Here is a 15,990-nt window from a genome sequence, read left to right on the forward strand (position 1 = left end):
GATCATGGAACAGCGGAGCTGGACACAGACCCAGCTCGCCAAACAGTTGGGGGTGTCTCAAGCTTGGATCTCAAAGGTCTGCCGGGGCGTCGCCGATACAGGGCTGGCCAGAGCACAAGAGCTTCTCTCGCGGGTCGGTTGGGAGGTTCGCTTCTCGCCATCTGTGGAGGAACCTGTGGAGCGCAGGGAGTTTCTGGCCGCCGCCGCCTCTGTCGTATTCGTGCCTTCGACTGCCAACGCTGACCCTTACCTTGATCACAACTATGTAAGGACTCTGACTGACAGTCTGGCGCGTAGCCGATACGAGCTCGGCGGAATGCCTCTGATATCTCGCGCTCTCGTGCACACCAGACATGTGGGTGCTCTGCGTATTTCGTCTCTGAGCACGCAGCTCCAAGAAGCAGCCTCAGATTTGATGTACCAGGTCAGTGTCACGCTTTACGACGCTGGACAGTTAGCTCAGTCTGAGCATGCAGGCACCGTTGCACTTGAGCTTGCCCATCACGCGCAGGACTTCCCGGCGCAGGCCCGCGCCTACGACGCCTTGAGCCGAGTAGCTCTCTACCGGAGCGACTCGACACGCGCCCTTCAGTACGCTCAGCGAGGGCTACGGATTCCGGATCTACCCGCCAGCAGGGCATCCAGTCTCTACATGCGACTAGGGCGTGCGCTGGTCAGCATCAGAGGCCATGATCGGGACGCGAGGAATGCGCTCGAAACGGCTCTAGACGCGCACGGGCTGAGCCCATTTGCCGAGGCAGCGCTTGGTGGCGACGTCGCTATCGGGTTGAGCCAGTTGGGGGAGTACGATCATGCCAATGTCCTCCTCCGCAAAGCCGCTGATGCTATGGGCCAGTACTCACCGCTATTCCAGGCCCAATATCTAGGCCGCCAAGCTCAGACCGCCATCAGAGCAGGTCGCCCAGGTCTCACGGCCGAATACATGGGTACGCTCACACGGGCATTGCCCTTCATCAGCTCAGCCCGCGTTAATACGCGCGTACGAGAGATCCTTAACCGCACGAAGCAATGGGAGAGAATCCCGGAAGTTCACATTGCGCGCGAGAGGTTGCATGGAATGCTAGCCCCTGAAACTACAAGTTCTTAATTTTGGGAACCCCCTCGGGCGGGGCACCGCACTGCGTGCCTCTGGCCCGCTGGACTCACCGTAGAACGCGGCAAGGCCTGAAGGTCCCCGCCTCCGGCGGGGGCTCAGACTCCGGGATGGCGATGATCTTGACCTTGAAGGCTGTTGAAGGGTTGCGGTGGGGACCCGCCTTCCCTCCTGTCGTCGCCCCACACCAAAGCCGAGCATGCCGGGGCTTGGGGGGAAAGATCGTTCTTCCAGTAGGGAGCTCCATCTTTCCCCCCAAGCCCCGGCACGCTTCCCGGCAGGTGGGCGACGACAGACGGGAAGGCTACGACGGGGAGAGGCGCGTAGCCGGAAAACCCCAGCTCACCACCCGAAAGCTTGGCCCGTGTATGGCCCGCGAACAGTCAGCCACAGTGAGCACTAGCGAGACCCTACGAGACACCCCGATTCCCCCCTTCCCGTCTTTCCGCAGGTCAGACACACGACAACCCCCCGACCAGGGGATAAGCGATCTCTTTTCTCTATCCACAGCCGCCTATCCTTCTTCTGGGGATAAGTGCGGCGTTGAGTGCTCGCTTGTGGATAACGGGGCGGGGTGCGGCTGGCGGCTGGCGTCACCGTGTCTGGCGGACGGTCCTAATTGATTGGCGCAAGACAACAAAGGTCTGCGGAGGCGCGTCTGAGCATGCATGAAGGAATCCACGCATATGCCCGAAGTGGGTGCGGTTTCTGCAGGTGAGGGCTCTGTGAACGTTGTACGGCATCTCGATTGGGAGGGATGCTTCAACGTGCGGGATCTCGGCGGCATACCGGTGGCCGGAGGCGGCGCGATTCGTGGTGGGGCCGTAGTTCGTTCGGACAATCCGGAAAGGCTGACTTCAGAGGGGTGGTCGGCGCTCGTCGGACACGGCGTTCGGACGGTGGTCGATCTGCGCAACGACGACGAACGGCGGGAGGATCAGTGGGATCGGCCGACCGGCCTGACCACTGTGCGCGTACCGCTGGATGATGCCGCGGATGCTGCGTTCTGGAACTACCTGTGGGACAACCAGCTCGATGGTTCGCCGCTCTACTACCGGGTCTTCATCGAGCGGAAGGCGCGGCAGTGCGCGGCTGCTGTCGCGGCCGTTGCTCGTGCGCGGCCGGGCGGAGTGCTCGTTCATTGTGGGCTTGGGCGTGATCGCACCGGGCTCGTCGTGATGTTGTTGCTGGCTCTGGCCGGGGTGGCGCCTGCTGACATCGCGTCGGATTACGAGCTGAGCACTGAGCGGCTGCCGCCGCTGTTCGAGGTGCTCGGTATTGATGACCAGACCGAGAAGATTCGCGACATCCTCGCGAGTAAGAACACGACCGCCCGGGCTGCTCTACTGGGCGCGCTGGATGGGTTGGATGTTGAAGCTCATCTGCGTGCGCACGGGCTGGAGGACGGGGATCTCACCGCACTTCGGGGTCGGCTCGTGCAGTAGGTGGACAAGGTGCAGGTGGACAAGGTGCAGGCGGACAAGGTGGCCGAACACCTCGCGCGTCCGTCGGGGTTCTGTCCATCGGGGTTTCTTCGTCCTCGGGGTAGCTCGTTCTCAGGGACTGTCTGACCTGGGTTGTTGAGGTCTACCAGCGGAGCGGTGGCTACCTCCGTTGCGGGTCTGGATGGTCAGGGTTGATCATCCTGCGGTGCAGGCTGATCGGGTGGGCGCAGGCGTCTCAGCGCGCCGTCGATGAGTTCCCACCCGTCGATTTCGATTGTTTCGGCAGGTGCGAAGTCGTGGCCGCGTTCCAGGGCTTCGTCCAGCAAGGCACGGGCGACCCCTGGGCGGTGCAGGTTGAGGTAGGCGCGGTCGCTGGTTCGTAGCACTCCGCCGTCGTGGAACATGCCGTCGTTGACCAGACGGCCGGGCCCTTTACGGAAGACGATCACCAACCGGCCCCGGGCCCCCGCCTGCCGGAGACTCAGAACCTCCCGGCAGTCGTCGTTCCGTGGGAGATCTGCTTCGTCCTGGTAGCGCTCGTGACGGTGACCTGCTCTCCAGTGGTAGGTGAGCGATCCCACGACAAGGCGGCGGGGAGGACGGCTTCGACCCATGTCGGATCAACGTAGTCGGCGCTTGGCTATGGCCTCAAAGGATTCGTGTGTGGCTCGCGCTCTGGGTGCGCGCAGTTCAGGGTCTGTCACCGGTGAGGAAGAGCCGCGCCCTTCGTCATTCGCGGGTTCGGGGTTTCGCGGGTCGGGCTCGGGGGTCGCAGGTTCGGGGGTCGGATGGGGGCGTTATGGGAGGGTGATGGTGGAGGCCAAGCCGGCTATGACCGGGATGATGCCGAGCAGGACGAATGCGGGGAGGAAGCACAGGCCCAAGGGGGCTACTGCCTTGACGCCTACGCTTCTTGCTGCGGCGACGGACGTGGCTCGCGCTGCCTCCCTGGCGTCGTCTGCCAGGCGGGTCAGAACGTCCGCTACGGGGGCGCCGCTCTGAGCTGCTCGGCTCATGGCTCGGGACAGCTGGCCCATGGCGGGATCTGCGGCCAGGGCGGCCCAGGTTGGTTCGGGGTCCGCTCCAAGACGTAGTTGGCTGCTCACCCAGGTCAGGCGTTCGCCCAGAGGGCCGCCTATCGCGGTGGCGGTGATTTCGGTGGCGGTGCTCACAGGGCGGCCCGCTCGTAGGCAGGCGGTCATCAGGTCTGCGGCGAAGGGCAGGTCTGTGGTGATGCGGCGGCGGTCGTGGTGGCTCTGCTGGGGTTCCTTTCTGTGGAGGACGAGTGCCGTTGCCGGGGTGATGACGACGGCAGTTGCCAGGCCGGTGTAGCCGCCGATCAGGAGTCCGGAGATCAGGCCCGTGCAGGTGGCCATGAGCAGGGTTTTGCGGCTCGGGCGGCGGCGTGGGTCTTGGGTGGTGAGCCACGGAGGGGGCTGGTTGCCATCTGGGGAGTGGTGGTTGGACTGGCTTATGGGACTTTGGGGATGTTGGGGATGGGGTGTGGTGGGGGTGCGTGGTGCATCGGTCTGTGGGTGTAGGCGGGCTAGGCGTTCTGTGGGGGTCTTTGAGGAGAACCACAGCCAGGCGGCCATTCCGGCGCACAGAGCGGACAGCAGCTGGATCATCGTGAACTCGGCGCCTTCGTTGTCGGGCGGTGGTGGAGGTTCGTGTTCGTGTTCATGCAGGGGTGAGGTGGAAATGCACCGGTCAGCCAACACGGGGTGGGCGGACGCGGAGCCAACACAGGGTGGGCGGACGCGGTTCGAGTCGAGGGCGGCTGAGGTGAGGTCAGGCTTGGGCTTGGGTGGCCATGCGGTTGGTCCACCACAGGCCGCAGGCGTCGAGGGCGATGCCCGCGATCAGGCACATGAAGCCCGGGATGCTGCCGAACAGGAAGTCCAGGGGGTGCATGTTCAGGGCTCCTGCCATGAGCAGGCCGAGGGCTGGGAGTAGAGCCAGCATTCTGGCTGTGGTGCGTGGGCCTGCCAGTTGTGCGGCGACGTCCTGGCGGTGGGCTTGGGCCACCCGTAACGTGTGCGCCACCCGGTCGACCAAGGAGGCCATGCTGGCGCCGACCGTGGTGCCGACTTCCCAGCAGGCGGCCAGTTGACGTAGGCCCTCGCCTCCCTGAGGTGGGGCCGACGAGGTCAATGCTGCTGGTACGTCGCCGCCGTCCCTGGCTGCGGCGATGATCGGGCGGAGGAGGTCGGGGTCGGGGAACTCCACCGCTGTGACGGCTCTGGTGAGGGCTTCGCCTGGAGTACGGCCGGCGGAGAGCTCCGCCGACAGGGACTGGCACAGCTCGATCGAGACTCGTCGCCAGGCTTCGGCTCGGCGGGCAGGGCTGGGACGAGTGAGGAGCTTGGACAGGGATGCGTTGTGCGGCCGGTTGGAGTCATGTGAGGGCCTCAGGAGTCTGCTCAGGCGGGTGGTGGCCACGGTGGGGCCTGTCCACAGCCAGATGGCGCACGCTGTGGACAGTGCGGCTAGAAATGCGCTGGTCATGGGGTTCGCTTCGCGAGGGGAATTGGGTGGGTGTTGGGTCGAAGGTCGCCGCCGGACGCTACGTCGGGTGCGACGCTAAGCCGGGTGCTGAGTTTGGGCGCCGTCGGAGTTCCAGGTCGAGTGCTGGGCTGAGGTTCGTGGTTGAAGAGCTGGGTGGAGGTGGGGCGGGTCGAAAAGTTGGGCCGGGGTGAGCGGGGTGAGGAGCTGGGCGAGGGCGAACGAGGTGGGAGGTTGGGTGGGGGTGGGGGGTGGGTTTGGGTTTTTAGGTATTCGTAGGCGGGGCCGGGGTGGGGGTGGCCTGTGGGGGTGAAGGTCAAGGCTGGAATCGACTCGACGAGGCCCGAGGGTGTTCTGGACAGGAGGCAGATCTCCGCGATGCGTCGGCGGCCGTCTGAGCGGTTGCGGGTGAGGTGGATGACTGCGTCCAGGGCTGCTGCGAGCTGGCTGTGTACGGCTTCTCTGGTCAGGCCGGCCGCGCATCCCAGGGCTTCCAGGCGTGGGGGTACGTCGGCGGCCGTGTTGGCGTGGAGGGTGCCGCAGCCGCCCTCGTGTCCGGTGTTGAGGGCGGCCAGCAGGTCTACTACTTCGGCGCCTCTCACCTCCCCGACCACCAGGCGGTCGGGGCGCATGCGGAGTGCTTGGCGTACGAGATCACGCAGCTCCACCCCGCCCGCGCCCTCCAGGTTGGCTGGGCGGGTTTCCAGGCGGACGACGTGCGGGTGGAGGGGGCGGAGTTCGGCTGAGTCCTCCACCAGGAGGAGGCGCTCGCCTGGGTCGGCGAGGGAGAGCAGGGCGGACAGCAAAGTAGTTTTTCCTGTGCCGGTGCCGCCGGTCACCAGGAAGGCCAGCCGGGCGGTGACCATGGCCGTGAGCACCGGGATCGCGGCTGGGGCGATCGTTCCTGCGGCGACCAGGTCTGTCAGGGTGAAGGTGCGGCGTGGGGGCAGGCGCAGGGAGACGCAGGTGCCGCCGGAGGCTACGGGTGGGAGTACGGCGTGCAGGCGTACGCCTCCTGGAAGGCGCGCGTCCACGTAAGGGGAGGCGTCGTCCAGGCGTCTGCCCGCGGCGGTCGCGAGGCGTTGTGCCAGTCTGCGGACGGCTCCGTCGTCGGCGAAGGTGACGGAGGTGCGGCGCAGGCCGGTGCCGTCGTCGATCCACACCTCCCGGGGGCCGTTGACCAGGACGTCCGTTACGTCGGGCCGGGCCAGGAGGGGCTCCAGCGGGCCTGCGCCGATCAGGTCGGCGCAGAGGGCTCGGGCGACGGCGAGGATCTCCGCGTCGCCGTACACCGACTTCTCGGCTCGCAGAGCCACGGCCACCTGGGCGGCGCTGGGCTCCACGCCGGTACGGGCCAGGCGGATGCGGACGGCTTCGACCAGGTCAGGTGAGACGACGCCGTCGGAGGGTGGGGAAGCCTGTCTGGTGCGGAGGGTATCGGGCGTCGTCATGGCGTCGGTAGCAGGTCGCGCAGGAGGGAGGTGCACAGGGCGCCGAGTACGGTGCGGGGGCCCAGTCTGGGGAGTTCGCCCCGGTTGAGGGTGGCGGTGAGCCTGGGCTGGTCGGGGAGGGTGCCGGCGGACGGGATGCCCAGAGAGATCATGACCGTCTCGTCGTCGACGACGCCCGGGCGCAGGATCGCGCGTACGTCGGCGGTGTGCTTGCGTACCTCGGACAGGATCTGGACCGTCGACAGGACGCCGCGCACGTCGGCCGTGGCCACCGTCAGCGTGGTCTTCGCCCTCATCAGGGCTTCGATGGCGGCCGGGTCGAGGTGTCTGGGCAGGTCTACCACGACGAGGTCGAAGCCCCGTCTGCCCGCTTCGAGGACCGAACGCATGGCTTGGGCCGGGATCGCCGGCACCTCGCCTCTGTGAAAGGACAGCACGGCCAGGTCTCCGAACGCGGGGAGCGCCGCCTGCAGTGCACTGGAATTGATCCGGCCCTCTCTGGCCACCAGGTCTCCCCAGCGGGCGCCCGGCGCCTCCTCGCGACCCAGCAGGGCGTCTATGCCTCCGCCCAGGCGGTCGGCGTCCACGAGGAGGGTACGGAGGTGGTCGGCTGACGCTCTCAGGGCCAGGCAGGCCGCGAGCACGCTGGCGCCGGCTCCGCCCCGGCCGCCGATCACGCAGATCACGGAGCCTGAGCGGGGGTCGGGTTCCATGGCGTCCGCGAACAGGTCGACCAGGCGGCGTTCGTCGGCCGGGAGGGTGACGACGGACTGGGCGCCTACCGTCACGCATTTTCGCCAGCTGTCCTGGTCTTCCGGGTCTCGGGTGACGAGGAGGACCTGGTCTCGGGCCGGGGGTGAGGTCGTGGCCACCGCGTCCGCCTGGTCGGCGCCGATGGCGACGAGTGGGGCCAGGTTCCAGAAGGGGCGGGCGTGGGCGGGGACCTGGGCCACGTCGAGCTGGGCGCCGGCTGCGGCGGCTATGCGGACGAGGTCGTCGAGCAGGGCATGGTCTTCGGTGATGACCAACGGGCGGTTCATGGTCGGCCTCCCAGCCGGAAAGGGGGTAAGTCGTCGATCGGCGCACCGGTGCATCGATCCACCAGTGCATCGGTGGGTGCATCGGTAAGTGGGTGGTGGCGGGGCGAGGTTGGGAGGGCAACTCTGGTGGAAGGGCGGGAGGTGGAGGGGCTCCGAACGCGGTTCTGGGGATTACGGGTGGGTGGGTGGTGGGGGCTGTGGATAACGGGTGGCAGGGGTGAGGGTGACGGCACGTGGGTGAAGGCGGCCGGCGTGGGTGAGGACAGCCCGCGTGGGTGAAGGTGATCGTGCGTGGAAACCGGCTCAGGACGACGTGCGAGTTAGCGCGGGCGGGCGCGAAGGCAGGAGGCGAGTCCAGGCTGACGGGCCGGAGCAGCCGGTGCGGGTAACAGGCGCAGCGCGGATCGGGGTGGGTTGCGGGTCACGGCGGGTCGATGCGGTTGCAGGCCAGGCGGGTCAGCGCGGGTAACAGGCCGGTGCGGATCGATGGGGGTAGCAAGGCAGGGCAGGTCAGTGGGGGCTACAGGCGCAGTGCGGGGCTAACCCGATTGCAAGCAAGGGCAGGTCGGCGCGGATTGCGGGCCGGTGCGGAACTGTGCAGGTAGCAGGTCAGACGGGTCGGCGCGGTAGCGGACCAAGGTGGGTTGGATCGGGCGATACGAGAGGTGAGCCGATGGTGTCCGGACCGGCGGTGGGGCATGTGCCCGGACTGGCGGTGGGGCATCCGCCTGGACCGACGGTGCAGCATCTGTCCGAAGTGTGTCCGTGGCAGTGCGGCATCTGTTTGAGCTGGCGGTATGGCTCCGTCCGGACTGGCGGTACTGCACCCAGTCTGAGCTGACGATGCGGCACCCGTCCGGAGCGACGGTGCGGCATCTGTCTGGGCTAGCGCGGTGCTCACCAAGGCATGGCGGGTGTGGCGTGCCCAGTCGATTCTGAGGGAGGTGTGGGAGGCCACGGGTGCGACCGTGCTGGAGGTGGATGCTCCTTGTGGGAGACGGTGAAGGCAGCGTCGGGAGGAGGTCGGGAGACCGCACCCGGATGATCGCGCGGGCAGGCGCGCCGGAGGGCCGCGGCCGGGTCTACATATACGACCGCAGGGATCAGGAGTAGGGGCAGGTCGCGGAGAGCAGGTCGCAAGCCGCAGGGAGTAGGCCGCAGTGACCAGGTAGGAGAAAGCGGGCCGAAGAAGCAGACCGCAGACCCGTGGGCAGCAGGCCGTGCGAAGCGAATGTCAGGGAGAAGCAGACCTCAGGGAGCAGACCGCAGACCGCGGCAAGCAGGCCGTGGAGGGCAAGGCCGAAGCGGGGAGACGGTGGGAAAAAGGGGCGACCCCCGCCGGGGGGGAGAGCGGGGGTCGCCTGATCGGTCCGGCTCCGGGGGGGTAGAGCCGGTCCCGTTTCAGAAGAAAGCTTTCATCACTTCACCGGAGCCTGGCAAGGGACTCGCAAAGGTATCCCCCGCACGCTCGCTCCAGTTTCTGGCGATACCCCCGTATGCTGCCCGATCCACTCAAGTTTCGTCGAGGAGCAATCTCGTATTTTCGCCAAGTTTTTTCGTAACGCCATAACGATCACATAAAGACGATCGCGGAGAGTGATCGTCACGGCTTGATAACCGACCCCCGCGAGTGCCTTCAAGCCCCGCCCAGGAGGCGAGAGGCCATAGGCGGGTAAAGGTCTTGACTCGAGGGGTTCCCATCAGGGCGAATCCGACGTAGAAAGGTGTCACCGGACTACATGTCCGGGTGCATCAGCCGGGCACCCACGCGCGACCAGCCGCGGGAGGCGCGTCGTGACGGGCTTGACCCGCTCCGACGGATTGAGGTGCACGCTTGGTAACCCGGTGTGATGCACTGCAGACGGCGTCTCATGACTGAGACGCCGTCAGCTGTGTCAGATTTCTTCCTTTAGACCCGGTTTCAGGCCCAAGCGCCCAAGCGTCCAAACTCCCGAGCGCGCCCAAGCGGCCAATCCCAAGCGGCCGGCGAGCAGCGCTTCCCGGTCAGCCTCTCTGCATGGCCTCACAGATCGCAGTCGTCTCGCGCACTCCCAGGGTTACCGCAGAGGCACAGTGTTGTACCCAGGCCGCCACACCCTCCGGCGTCCCGCTCAGGTACGCCCGCAGCGCCTCCCCGTACGGCAGCTCCAGGTGCCCCACCTCCACCGCCACCAGCGACTTCGGATCGAGCCCGTACTCCACCAGCGTCAGCCGCCCGGCCGAGCGGGCCACGATCCCGTCCGCCGTGCCGAACGGCCGCAGCACCGCCAGCTCGGCGTGCACCACGGCGGCCAGCACCACGGCGGGCGCCTTCGTGGGCTGTTCGAGCAGCCCGAGCAGGCCCTCCATGCGGGCGGCGGCGTCCGCGGCGGAGGGCGCGGGGCCCAGGGAGAGGGGGTCGGGGGCCTCGTCGAGCGAACGGGGGCGGCCGAGCGAGTCCTGGGGCGCGAGGCCGGCCGCGGCCACCGCGTGCAGCCTGGCCAGCACCTGTCTGGGCGCGGAACGCCAGGTCGAGCCCAGGCGTCCCATCTCCGCCGAGGCCCGCAGCGCCCCCTGGACGAGCGGGTCGTGCGCCTCGTCGCGGCGCAACGCGTCGAGCGGCACGTCCACGCCCTCGATGGCCGCCGAGGCGCGGGCCCCGCGCAGGGACGACTCCGTGGAGACGGCGGGGCTGGCGCGGCGCAGTACGCGGTGGCGGTAGAGCCGGTCCACCGCCTGGCGGGCCTCGTCCACCGCTTCCCGCACGCCGGGGAACTGGGCGATCACGGCCAAGGGGTCACTCACGAGACCTGACCTTACCCATGGGTAAGAGCGAGCAGCCGCCACGGGTGGTGGCTGTCAGTGGCGGAGCCGACGCTCGGGAAGCGGGTGCCCGGCGCCCGGGAAACCGGGAAATTGAGCCCCCGCACGCCTGAGGATTGCTATCGATCATCCGCCCATAACGCGCCCCACTACATAGCTCCATTTCGAGATGACAACGTTTCAATAGCGTTTGTCATTCACCTGGATAAGATCGCGCTCGGCCCGTATGGACGGTACAGACCTGTCTAGACCTCTTGTGTACGGAGGCCGTGAGCTGGTGAAGTGGGACACGAACCTGTCCAATCTGGCCATAGAAGGAGCATGAGGTGGCCCCGGAGCCCGCTGGTAACGAGACCCAGGCGCTGTCCAACCTGCTGAAGGAGAATCGCCGGTTCGCGCCACCGGCTGAGCTGGCGGCCGCCGCCAACGTGACCTCGGCCGCGTACGCCGAGGCCACCGCGGACCGCCTGGCCTTCTGGGAGCAGGCGGCCGACCGGCTGACGTGGACCAAGCGCTGGGACACGACGCTCGAGTGGAATCCTCCGTTCGCCAAGTGGTTCGTCGGCGGTGAGCTCAACGTCGCCTACAACTGCGTCGACCGCCATGTGGAGGAGGGGCGCGGCGAGAAGGTCGCCTACCACTGGGAGGGCGAGCCCGAGGGCGACACCCGCACGCTCACGTACGCCGACCTCCAGCGTGAGGTGAACAAGGCCACGAACGCCCTGCTGGAGCTGGGCGTGCGCAAGGGCGACCGGATCGCGATCTACATGCCGATGATCCCCGAGCTGCCGATCGCCATGCTGGCCTGTGCCCGGCTCGGGGCGATCCACTCGGTGGTGTTCGGCGGGTTCTCGGCCACCGCGCTGAAGAGCCGGATCGACGACGCCGACGCCAAGCTGGTCATCACGGCCGACGGCGGCTACCGCAGGGGCAAGCCGTCGGCGCTCAAGCCGACCGTGGACGAGGCCGTCGCCGAGTGCCCGCAGGTCGAGCACGTCCTCGTCGTACGCCGCACCGGCCAGGACGTCGCCTCCGGCGACAAGGACGTGTGGTGGCACGACGTGGTGGAGCGCCAGAGCGAGGAGCACACCGCCGAGCCCCACGACGCCGAGGACCCGCTGTACATCCTCTACACCAGCGGCACGACCGGTAAGCCGAAGGGCATCCTGCACACCACCGGCGGATACCTGACGCAGACGGCCTACACCCACAACGCGGTCTTCGACCTCAAGCCGGACAGCGACATCTACTGGTGCACGGCCGACATCGGCTGGGTGACCGGTCACTCCTACATCGTGTACGGCCCGCTGGCCAACGGCGCCACCAGCGTCATCTACGAGGGCACCCCGGACACGCCGCACCGCGGCCGCTTCTGGGAGATCGTGCAGAAGTACCAGGTCACGCTGCTCTACACGGCGCCGACGGCGATCCGGACGTTCATGAAGTGGGGTGACGACATCCCCGCCAAGTACGACATGTCCAGCCTGCGGGTCCTGGGCTCCGTCGGTGAGCCGATCAACCCCGAGGCGTACGTCTGGTACCGCGAGCACATCGGCGGCGACCGCTGCCCCGTCGTCGACACCTGGTGGCAGACCGAGACCGGCGCGATCATGATCAGCCCGCTGCCGGGCGTGACCTCGGCCAAGCCGGGCGCGGCCATGCGCCCGCTGCCGGGCATCAGCGCCGACGTGGTGGACGACCAGGGCAACAGCGTCCCCAACGGCGGCGGCGGCTTCCTCGTCGTACGCGAGCCGTGGCCGTCGATGCTGCGCACCATCTGGGGCGACGACCAGCGCTACATCGACACCTACTGGAGCCGTTTCGACGGGATGTACTTCCCCGGCGACGGCGCCAAGAAGGACGACGACGGCGACCTGTGGCTGCTCGGCCGGGTGGACGACGTCATGCTGGTCTCCGGCCACAACATCTCCACCACGGAGGTGGAGAGCGCGCTGGTCAGTCATCCGAAGGTGGCCGAGGCGGCCGTCGTGGGCGCGACTGACCCGGTGACCGGCCAGGCCATCGTGTCGTTCGTCATCCTGCGCGGCTCGGCGGAGGAGAACGACGACATCGCCTCCGACCTGCGCAACCACGTGGCCAAGACGCTCGGCCCGATCGCCAAGCCGCGCCAGATCCTGGTGGTGCCCGAGCTGCCCAAGACCCGGTCCGGCAAGATCATGCGTCGCCTGCTGCGCGACGTGGCCGAGAACCGCAGCATCGGCGACGTCACCACGCTGGCCGACAGCACGGTGATGAACCTCATCTCGGAGAAGCTCCCCTCCGCCAAGGCGGAGGACTAGCGACAAACATCACAGAGGCCCCATGTCCCGATATTTCGGGACGTGGGGCTTCCGTGGATACGGGGCATACCGGAAATATCCGGAAGCCCCCGCCCCAGGCCGAAACCGTGCCCGAGAGACGTACGACACACCCAGCGGGAAAGCCTCGGCCCCCTCATGGTCATGCCCGCCGGGTCGAGCCCAGGCGCGATCTCCTTCCATCGGGTAGTTCTGAGAGTGCCGGCGGGACTCGTGCCAGATAAGTTCGGCGGTGCCCGGCTGTCAGTACGCGCCGCATCACGCTGGATGATGTTTGACACGGCCACCGAGCCCCGATAGGAGACGTTCATGCCGCAGAACCCCGAGGAAGAAGAATCGCTGGGCTCGCTGGTCGCCCAGGCGAGCAGCCACATCTCGTCCTTGATCCGCTCGGAGATCGAGCTGGCCAAGGCCGAGTTCAGATTCGACGCCAAACGGGTCGGCATGGCCGGCGGGCTGTTCGCCGCCGCCGCCTTCATGGCGCACCTGTGCCTGATCCTCGCCTCGTTCACGATCGCGTACGCGCTGGCCCAGGTCATGCCCACCTGGCTCGCCTTCCTCATCGTGACCGTGTTCTACCTGCTGGTCGCGGGTCTGCTGGTGTTCATCGGGATCCGCAAGCTCAAGGGCCTGGCCGGGATGAAGCGCACCGCCAGGTCGATCAAGGGGCTCAAGGAGATCGCCACGCCTGACGAGCAGGCGCTGCCCGCGCTCGACCCGGATCGCGAGCCGGTGACCCGCGATGGCACCTGACGAGTCGGTCGTAGAGATCCAGGGCCCGTGGACGCACCGCGCGGTCCACGCGGGCGGCACCCGGTTCCACGTCGTGGAGGCCGGTGAGGGGCCGCTGGTGCTGCTGCTGCACGGGTTCCCGCAGTTCTGGTGGACCTGGCGGCACCAGCTGACCTCGCTGGCCGGGGCCGGGTTCCGGGCGGTGGCGGCCGACCTGCGCGGCTACGGCGGCAGCGACAAGCCGCCGCGCGGCTACGACCTGCCCACGCTGGCCGCCGACGCGACCGGGCTGATCAGGGCGCTGGGCGAGACCGGGGCGATCGTGGTGGGCCACGACTGGGGCGGGCTGCTGGCCTGGACGATGGCCGTGCTCGACCCCAAGTGCGTGCACCGGCTGGTCGCCGTGTCGGCGCCCCATCCGCTGCGGCTGCGCAACGCGCTGCTGACCGACCCCTTCGGGCAGCTCAAGGTGAGCGGGCGCAGGCTCGGCTTCCAGCTTCCGCTGCTGCCCGAGCGCCGGCTCACCCGCCATGACGCGGCGCTGGTCGGCCGGCTGCTCGACACCTGGTCCCGGCCGGGCTGGCCGGAGCCGGAGGAGTCGCGTACGTACCGGGAGGCGTTCAGGATCCCGGCGGTCGCGCACTCGGCGCTGGAGTATCACCGCTGGTTCGGCCGCTCCCAGCTGCGTCCCGACGGCCGCCGCTACGCCAGGGCGATGCGTACGGAGGTCGAGGCCCCCACACTCCACCTGCACGGGGCGCTCGACCCGAGCGTCCTGCCCCGTACGGCGCAGGGTTCGAGCCGCTACGTGGCGGCACCCTACCGGTGGCGGCTGCTTGAAGGAGCCGGCCACTTCCCCCATGAGGAGATCCCCGACGTGTTCGACACCGAACTGCTCGGCTGGCTGAACGATCCGGAGCCCGACCGATGAGAGATCGCGACCCCGAGGGCAGGCCGCGCAACGCCAGACCGCGCGACGCGTACGGCAGGCCGCTCCCCTACGGCTCCCCCGGCCTGTCCCGGGTCCCCGACGAGTACGCCCCCACCACCGAGCAGGCGCTCGCCGACGGCCGCCGCTTCCTGCAAGAGGGCCTGCCGTTCAACGCGCACGAGGTGTTCGAGGGCCGCTGGAAGTGCGCGCCCGAGGAGGAGCGCGAGCTGTGGCAGGGGCTCGCGCAGATCTGCGTCGGGCTGACACATCTGCAGCGCGGCAACGGGCGCGGCGCGGTGACGCTGTTCAGCCGGGGGGCGGCGAGGGCGCAGTCGTACGGAGGCGCGTACGACCCCGTCGGCAAGGCGGCCTCAGGGCTGACCCAGGACAGCGACCCCAGCGAGGCCATCGCGCTCATCCTGAGCAAACTCCCCTAGTCGCACTCCTGCGTGCTGGCCGGGCTGGTGTCGTTGCGGCCCGCCGAGGCGTCGGGGGCGACTTCTTCCGCCGTCAGCACGTAGCCGGTCTGCTCCTCGTTGATCGCGGCGGCGAAGATCACGCCGTAGACGCGCCCGCTGACGGTGAGCAGCGGCCCGCCGGAGTTGCCCGGCAGCACCTGGCCCCTGATCGCGTAGACCTTCCTGCGCACGGTGTTCTCGCGGTAGATGTCGGGGCCTTCGGCGTCGAGCTGGCCGCCGATCCTGGCCGGCTCGGCGGTGAACCCCTTGCCCTTGGGGAAGCCGGCGATGATCGCGCTGTCGCCGCGGCTGCCGTCGCCGTCGAAGTTGAGCTGCGGCAGGTTGAGGCCGGGCACGTAGAGGACGGCGATGTCGCGGCGCGGGTTGTAGCGCACCACGATGGCGTTGTGGCGGACGTTTTCCGAGTCGATGACCTGGAGGTCGCGGGTGACGCCGGCGACCACGTGGGCGTTGGTCATGATCCGCCCGGGGGCGTAGACGAAGCCGGTGCCCTCGATGTGCTTGTTGCAGCTCTCCGCGTTGCCCTGGACCTTGACGATCGCGCGGCGGGCGCGCCGCAGGTTGGGCCCCTGGAGCACGCTCTGGTCGGGCGGCTGCACATCGATGAGCTGCCCCGCGCCGATCGCGTCGAAGACGGGCGGGAACTCCGAGCGGTCGATGAACTTCTTGAACGGCTGCTGCCAGTTGCGCGCGCCCTGCGGGATGGCATCGTCGACCGTGGTCAGCAGCGCGGAGTTCTTGACCTGGTCGACCAGCGGGCTGAACGACGTCGAGACGATCAGCGAGCCGATCAGCCAGGCGATGACCAGCACGGACAGCGCACTGGCGAACGTGCCGCCCACCGCGTCGGCGACCTTGGCCGGCTCCCACGTGACGTGGCTGCGCACGACGGCGCCGAGCGTCGAGGAGGCGAACTGGCCGATGGTCGCGGCCAGGAAGACGATCACGATGGCCAGCAGCGCCTGCGGCGTGTCGCCGTCGACGACGGCCTTGGAGATCGGGGGCGCGATGAAGACGCCCAGCACGGCACCGCCCACGAACCCCACGAAGCTCATCGCCCCGATGATGAAACCCTGGCGGTAACCCGAGATGCCGAAGGCGATCACGAGGCCGATCAAGATGAGGTCAAGCAGATCACCGCGCACGCTTCAAAGGTAACCAGCGATACGGTCA

General features: G+C 68.0%; 12 protein-coding genes and 1 pseudogene. 6 read left to right on the forward strand and 7 right to left on the reverse strand.

The genetic code is table 11. The annotated features are described in order from the left end of the window. Window positions 1-4 precede the first annotated feature (4 nt). Complete coding sequence (locus AB0C27_RS06460; RefSeq protein ID WP_357840637.1) at window positions 5-1,108, forward strand: helix-turn-helix transcriptional regulator; 1,104 nt, start codon at window positions 5-7, stop codon at window positions 1,106-1,108. 674 nt (window positions 1,109-1,782) lie between these two features. Continuing rightward, the gene (locus AB0C27_RS06465; protein ID WP_357838786.1) at window positions 1,783-2,559 is read left to right on the forward strand and encodes a tyrosine-protein phosphatase; all 777 of its coding nucleotides are present in this window, start codon (window positions 1,783-1,785) and stop codon (window positions 2,557-2,559) included. A gap of 185 nt (window positions 2,560-2,744) precedes the next feature. Here AB0C27_RS06465 and AB0C27_RS06470 read toward each other — a convergent pair whose 3' ends face one another. The 6 genes and pseudogenes from AB0C27_RS06470 to AB0C27_RS06495 all read right to left on the reverse strand — a co-directional run bounded on the left by AB0C27_RS06470 (window position 2,745) and on the right by AB0C27_RS06495 (window position 10,339). Continuing rightward, window positions 2,745-3,008, reverse strand: a complete 264-nt coding sequence (locus AB0C27_RS06470; RefSeq protein WP_357838789.1) for a hypothetical protein — start codon at window positions 3,006-3,008, stop codon at window positions 2,745-2,747. Between the two features lie 348 nt (window positions 3,009-3,356). Continuing rightward, complete coding sequence (locus AB0C27_RS06475) at window positions 3,357-3,935, reverse strand: type II secretion system F family protein (RefSeq protein WP_357838792.1); 579 nt, start codon at window positions 3,933-3,935, stop codon at window positions 3,357-3,359. Window positions 3,936-4,350: 415 nt separating this feature from the next. After that, window positions 4,351-5,067, reverse strand: coding sequence for a type II secretion system F family protein (locus AB0C27_RS06480; RefSeq protein WP_357838795.1), 717 nt, complete (start codon window positions 5,065-5,067; stop codon window positions 4,351-4,353). Between the two features lie 305 nt (window positions 5,068-5,372). Beyond that, window positions 5,373-6,515, reverse strand: a pseudogene (locus AB0C27_RS06485) (TadA family conjugal transfer-associated ATPase); the annotation flags it as partial. After that, on the reverse strand, window positions 6,512-7,555 hold the full coding sequence (gene ssd / locus AB0C27_RS06490) for a septum site-determining protein Ssd (RefSeq protein ID WP_357838798.1): 1,044 nt from the start codon (window positions 7,553-7,555) through the stop codon (window positions 6,512-6,514). The gene ssd and the pseudogene AB0C27_RS06485, both read right to left, overlap by 4 nt. Window positions 7,556-9,559: 2,004 nt before the next feature. Continuing rightward, window positions 9,560-10,339 (reverse strand): oxidoreductase, encoded by a 780-nt coding sequence (locus AB0C27_RS06495; protein ID WP_357838801.1) that lies wholly within the window; start codon window positions 10,337-10,339, stop codon window positions 9,560-9,562. A gap of 344 nt (window positions 10,340-10,683) precedes the next feature. On the opposite strand from AB0C27_RS06495, the gene acs reads away from it, so the two are divergent. The 4 genes from acs (at window position 10,684) to AB0C27_RS06515 (ending at window position 14,775) form a co-directional block, all read left to right on the forward strand. Next, window positions 10,684-12,657, forward strand: coding sequence for an acetate--CoA ligase (gene acs, locus AB0C27_RS06500; protein WP_357838804.1), 1,974 nt, complete (start codon window positions 10,684-10,686; stop codon window positions 12,655-12,657). A gap of 327 nt (window positions 12,658-12,984) precedes the next feature. Further along, window positions 12,985-13,428 (forward strand): phage holin family protein, encoded by a 444-nt coding sequence (locus tag AB0C27_RS06505; protein ID WP_357838807.1) that lies wholly within the window; start codon window positions 12,985-12,987, stop codon window positions 13,426-13,428. Then, window positions 13,418-14,338 (forward strand): alpha/beta hydrolase, encoded by a 921-nt coding sequence (locus AB0C27_RS06510; RefSeq protein WP_357838810.1) that lies wholly within the window; start codon window positions 13,418-13,420, stop codon window positions 14,336-14,338. Before AB0C27_RS06505 ends, AB0C27_RS06510 begins: the two co-directional genes overlap by 11 nt. Beyond that, complete coding sequence (locus AB0C27_RS06515) at window positions 14,335-14,775, forward strand: DUF309 domain-containing protein (RefSeq protein WP_357838813.1); 441 nt, start codon at window positions 14,335-14,337, stop codon at window positions 14,773-14,775. Before AB0C27_RS06510 ends, AB0C27_RS06515 begins: the two co-directional genes overlap by 4 nt. On the opposite strand, the gene AB0C27_RS06520 is transcribed toward AB0C27_RS06515, so the two are convergent. Then, window positions 14,772-15,962 carry a MarP family serine protease gene (locus tag AB0C27_RS06520; RefSeq protein WP_357838816.1) on the reverse strand — a complete coding sequence of 397 codons (1,191 nt, stop codon included), beginning with the start codon at window positions 15,960-15,962 and terminating at the stop codon, window positions 14,772-14,774. The two genes, AB0C27_RS06515 and AB0C27_RS06520, sit on opposite strands and share 4 nt — an antisense overlap. Between the last annotated feature and the right edge of the window lie 28 nt (window positions 15,963-15,990).

It is taken from the genome of Nonomuraea sp. NPDC048882 (assembly GCF_040649755.1).
In the GTDB taxonomy this organism is placed as follows: Bacteria; Actinomycetota; Actinomycetes; order Streptosporangiales; family Streptosporangiaceae; genus Nonomuraea; species Nonomuraea maheshkhaliensis.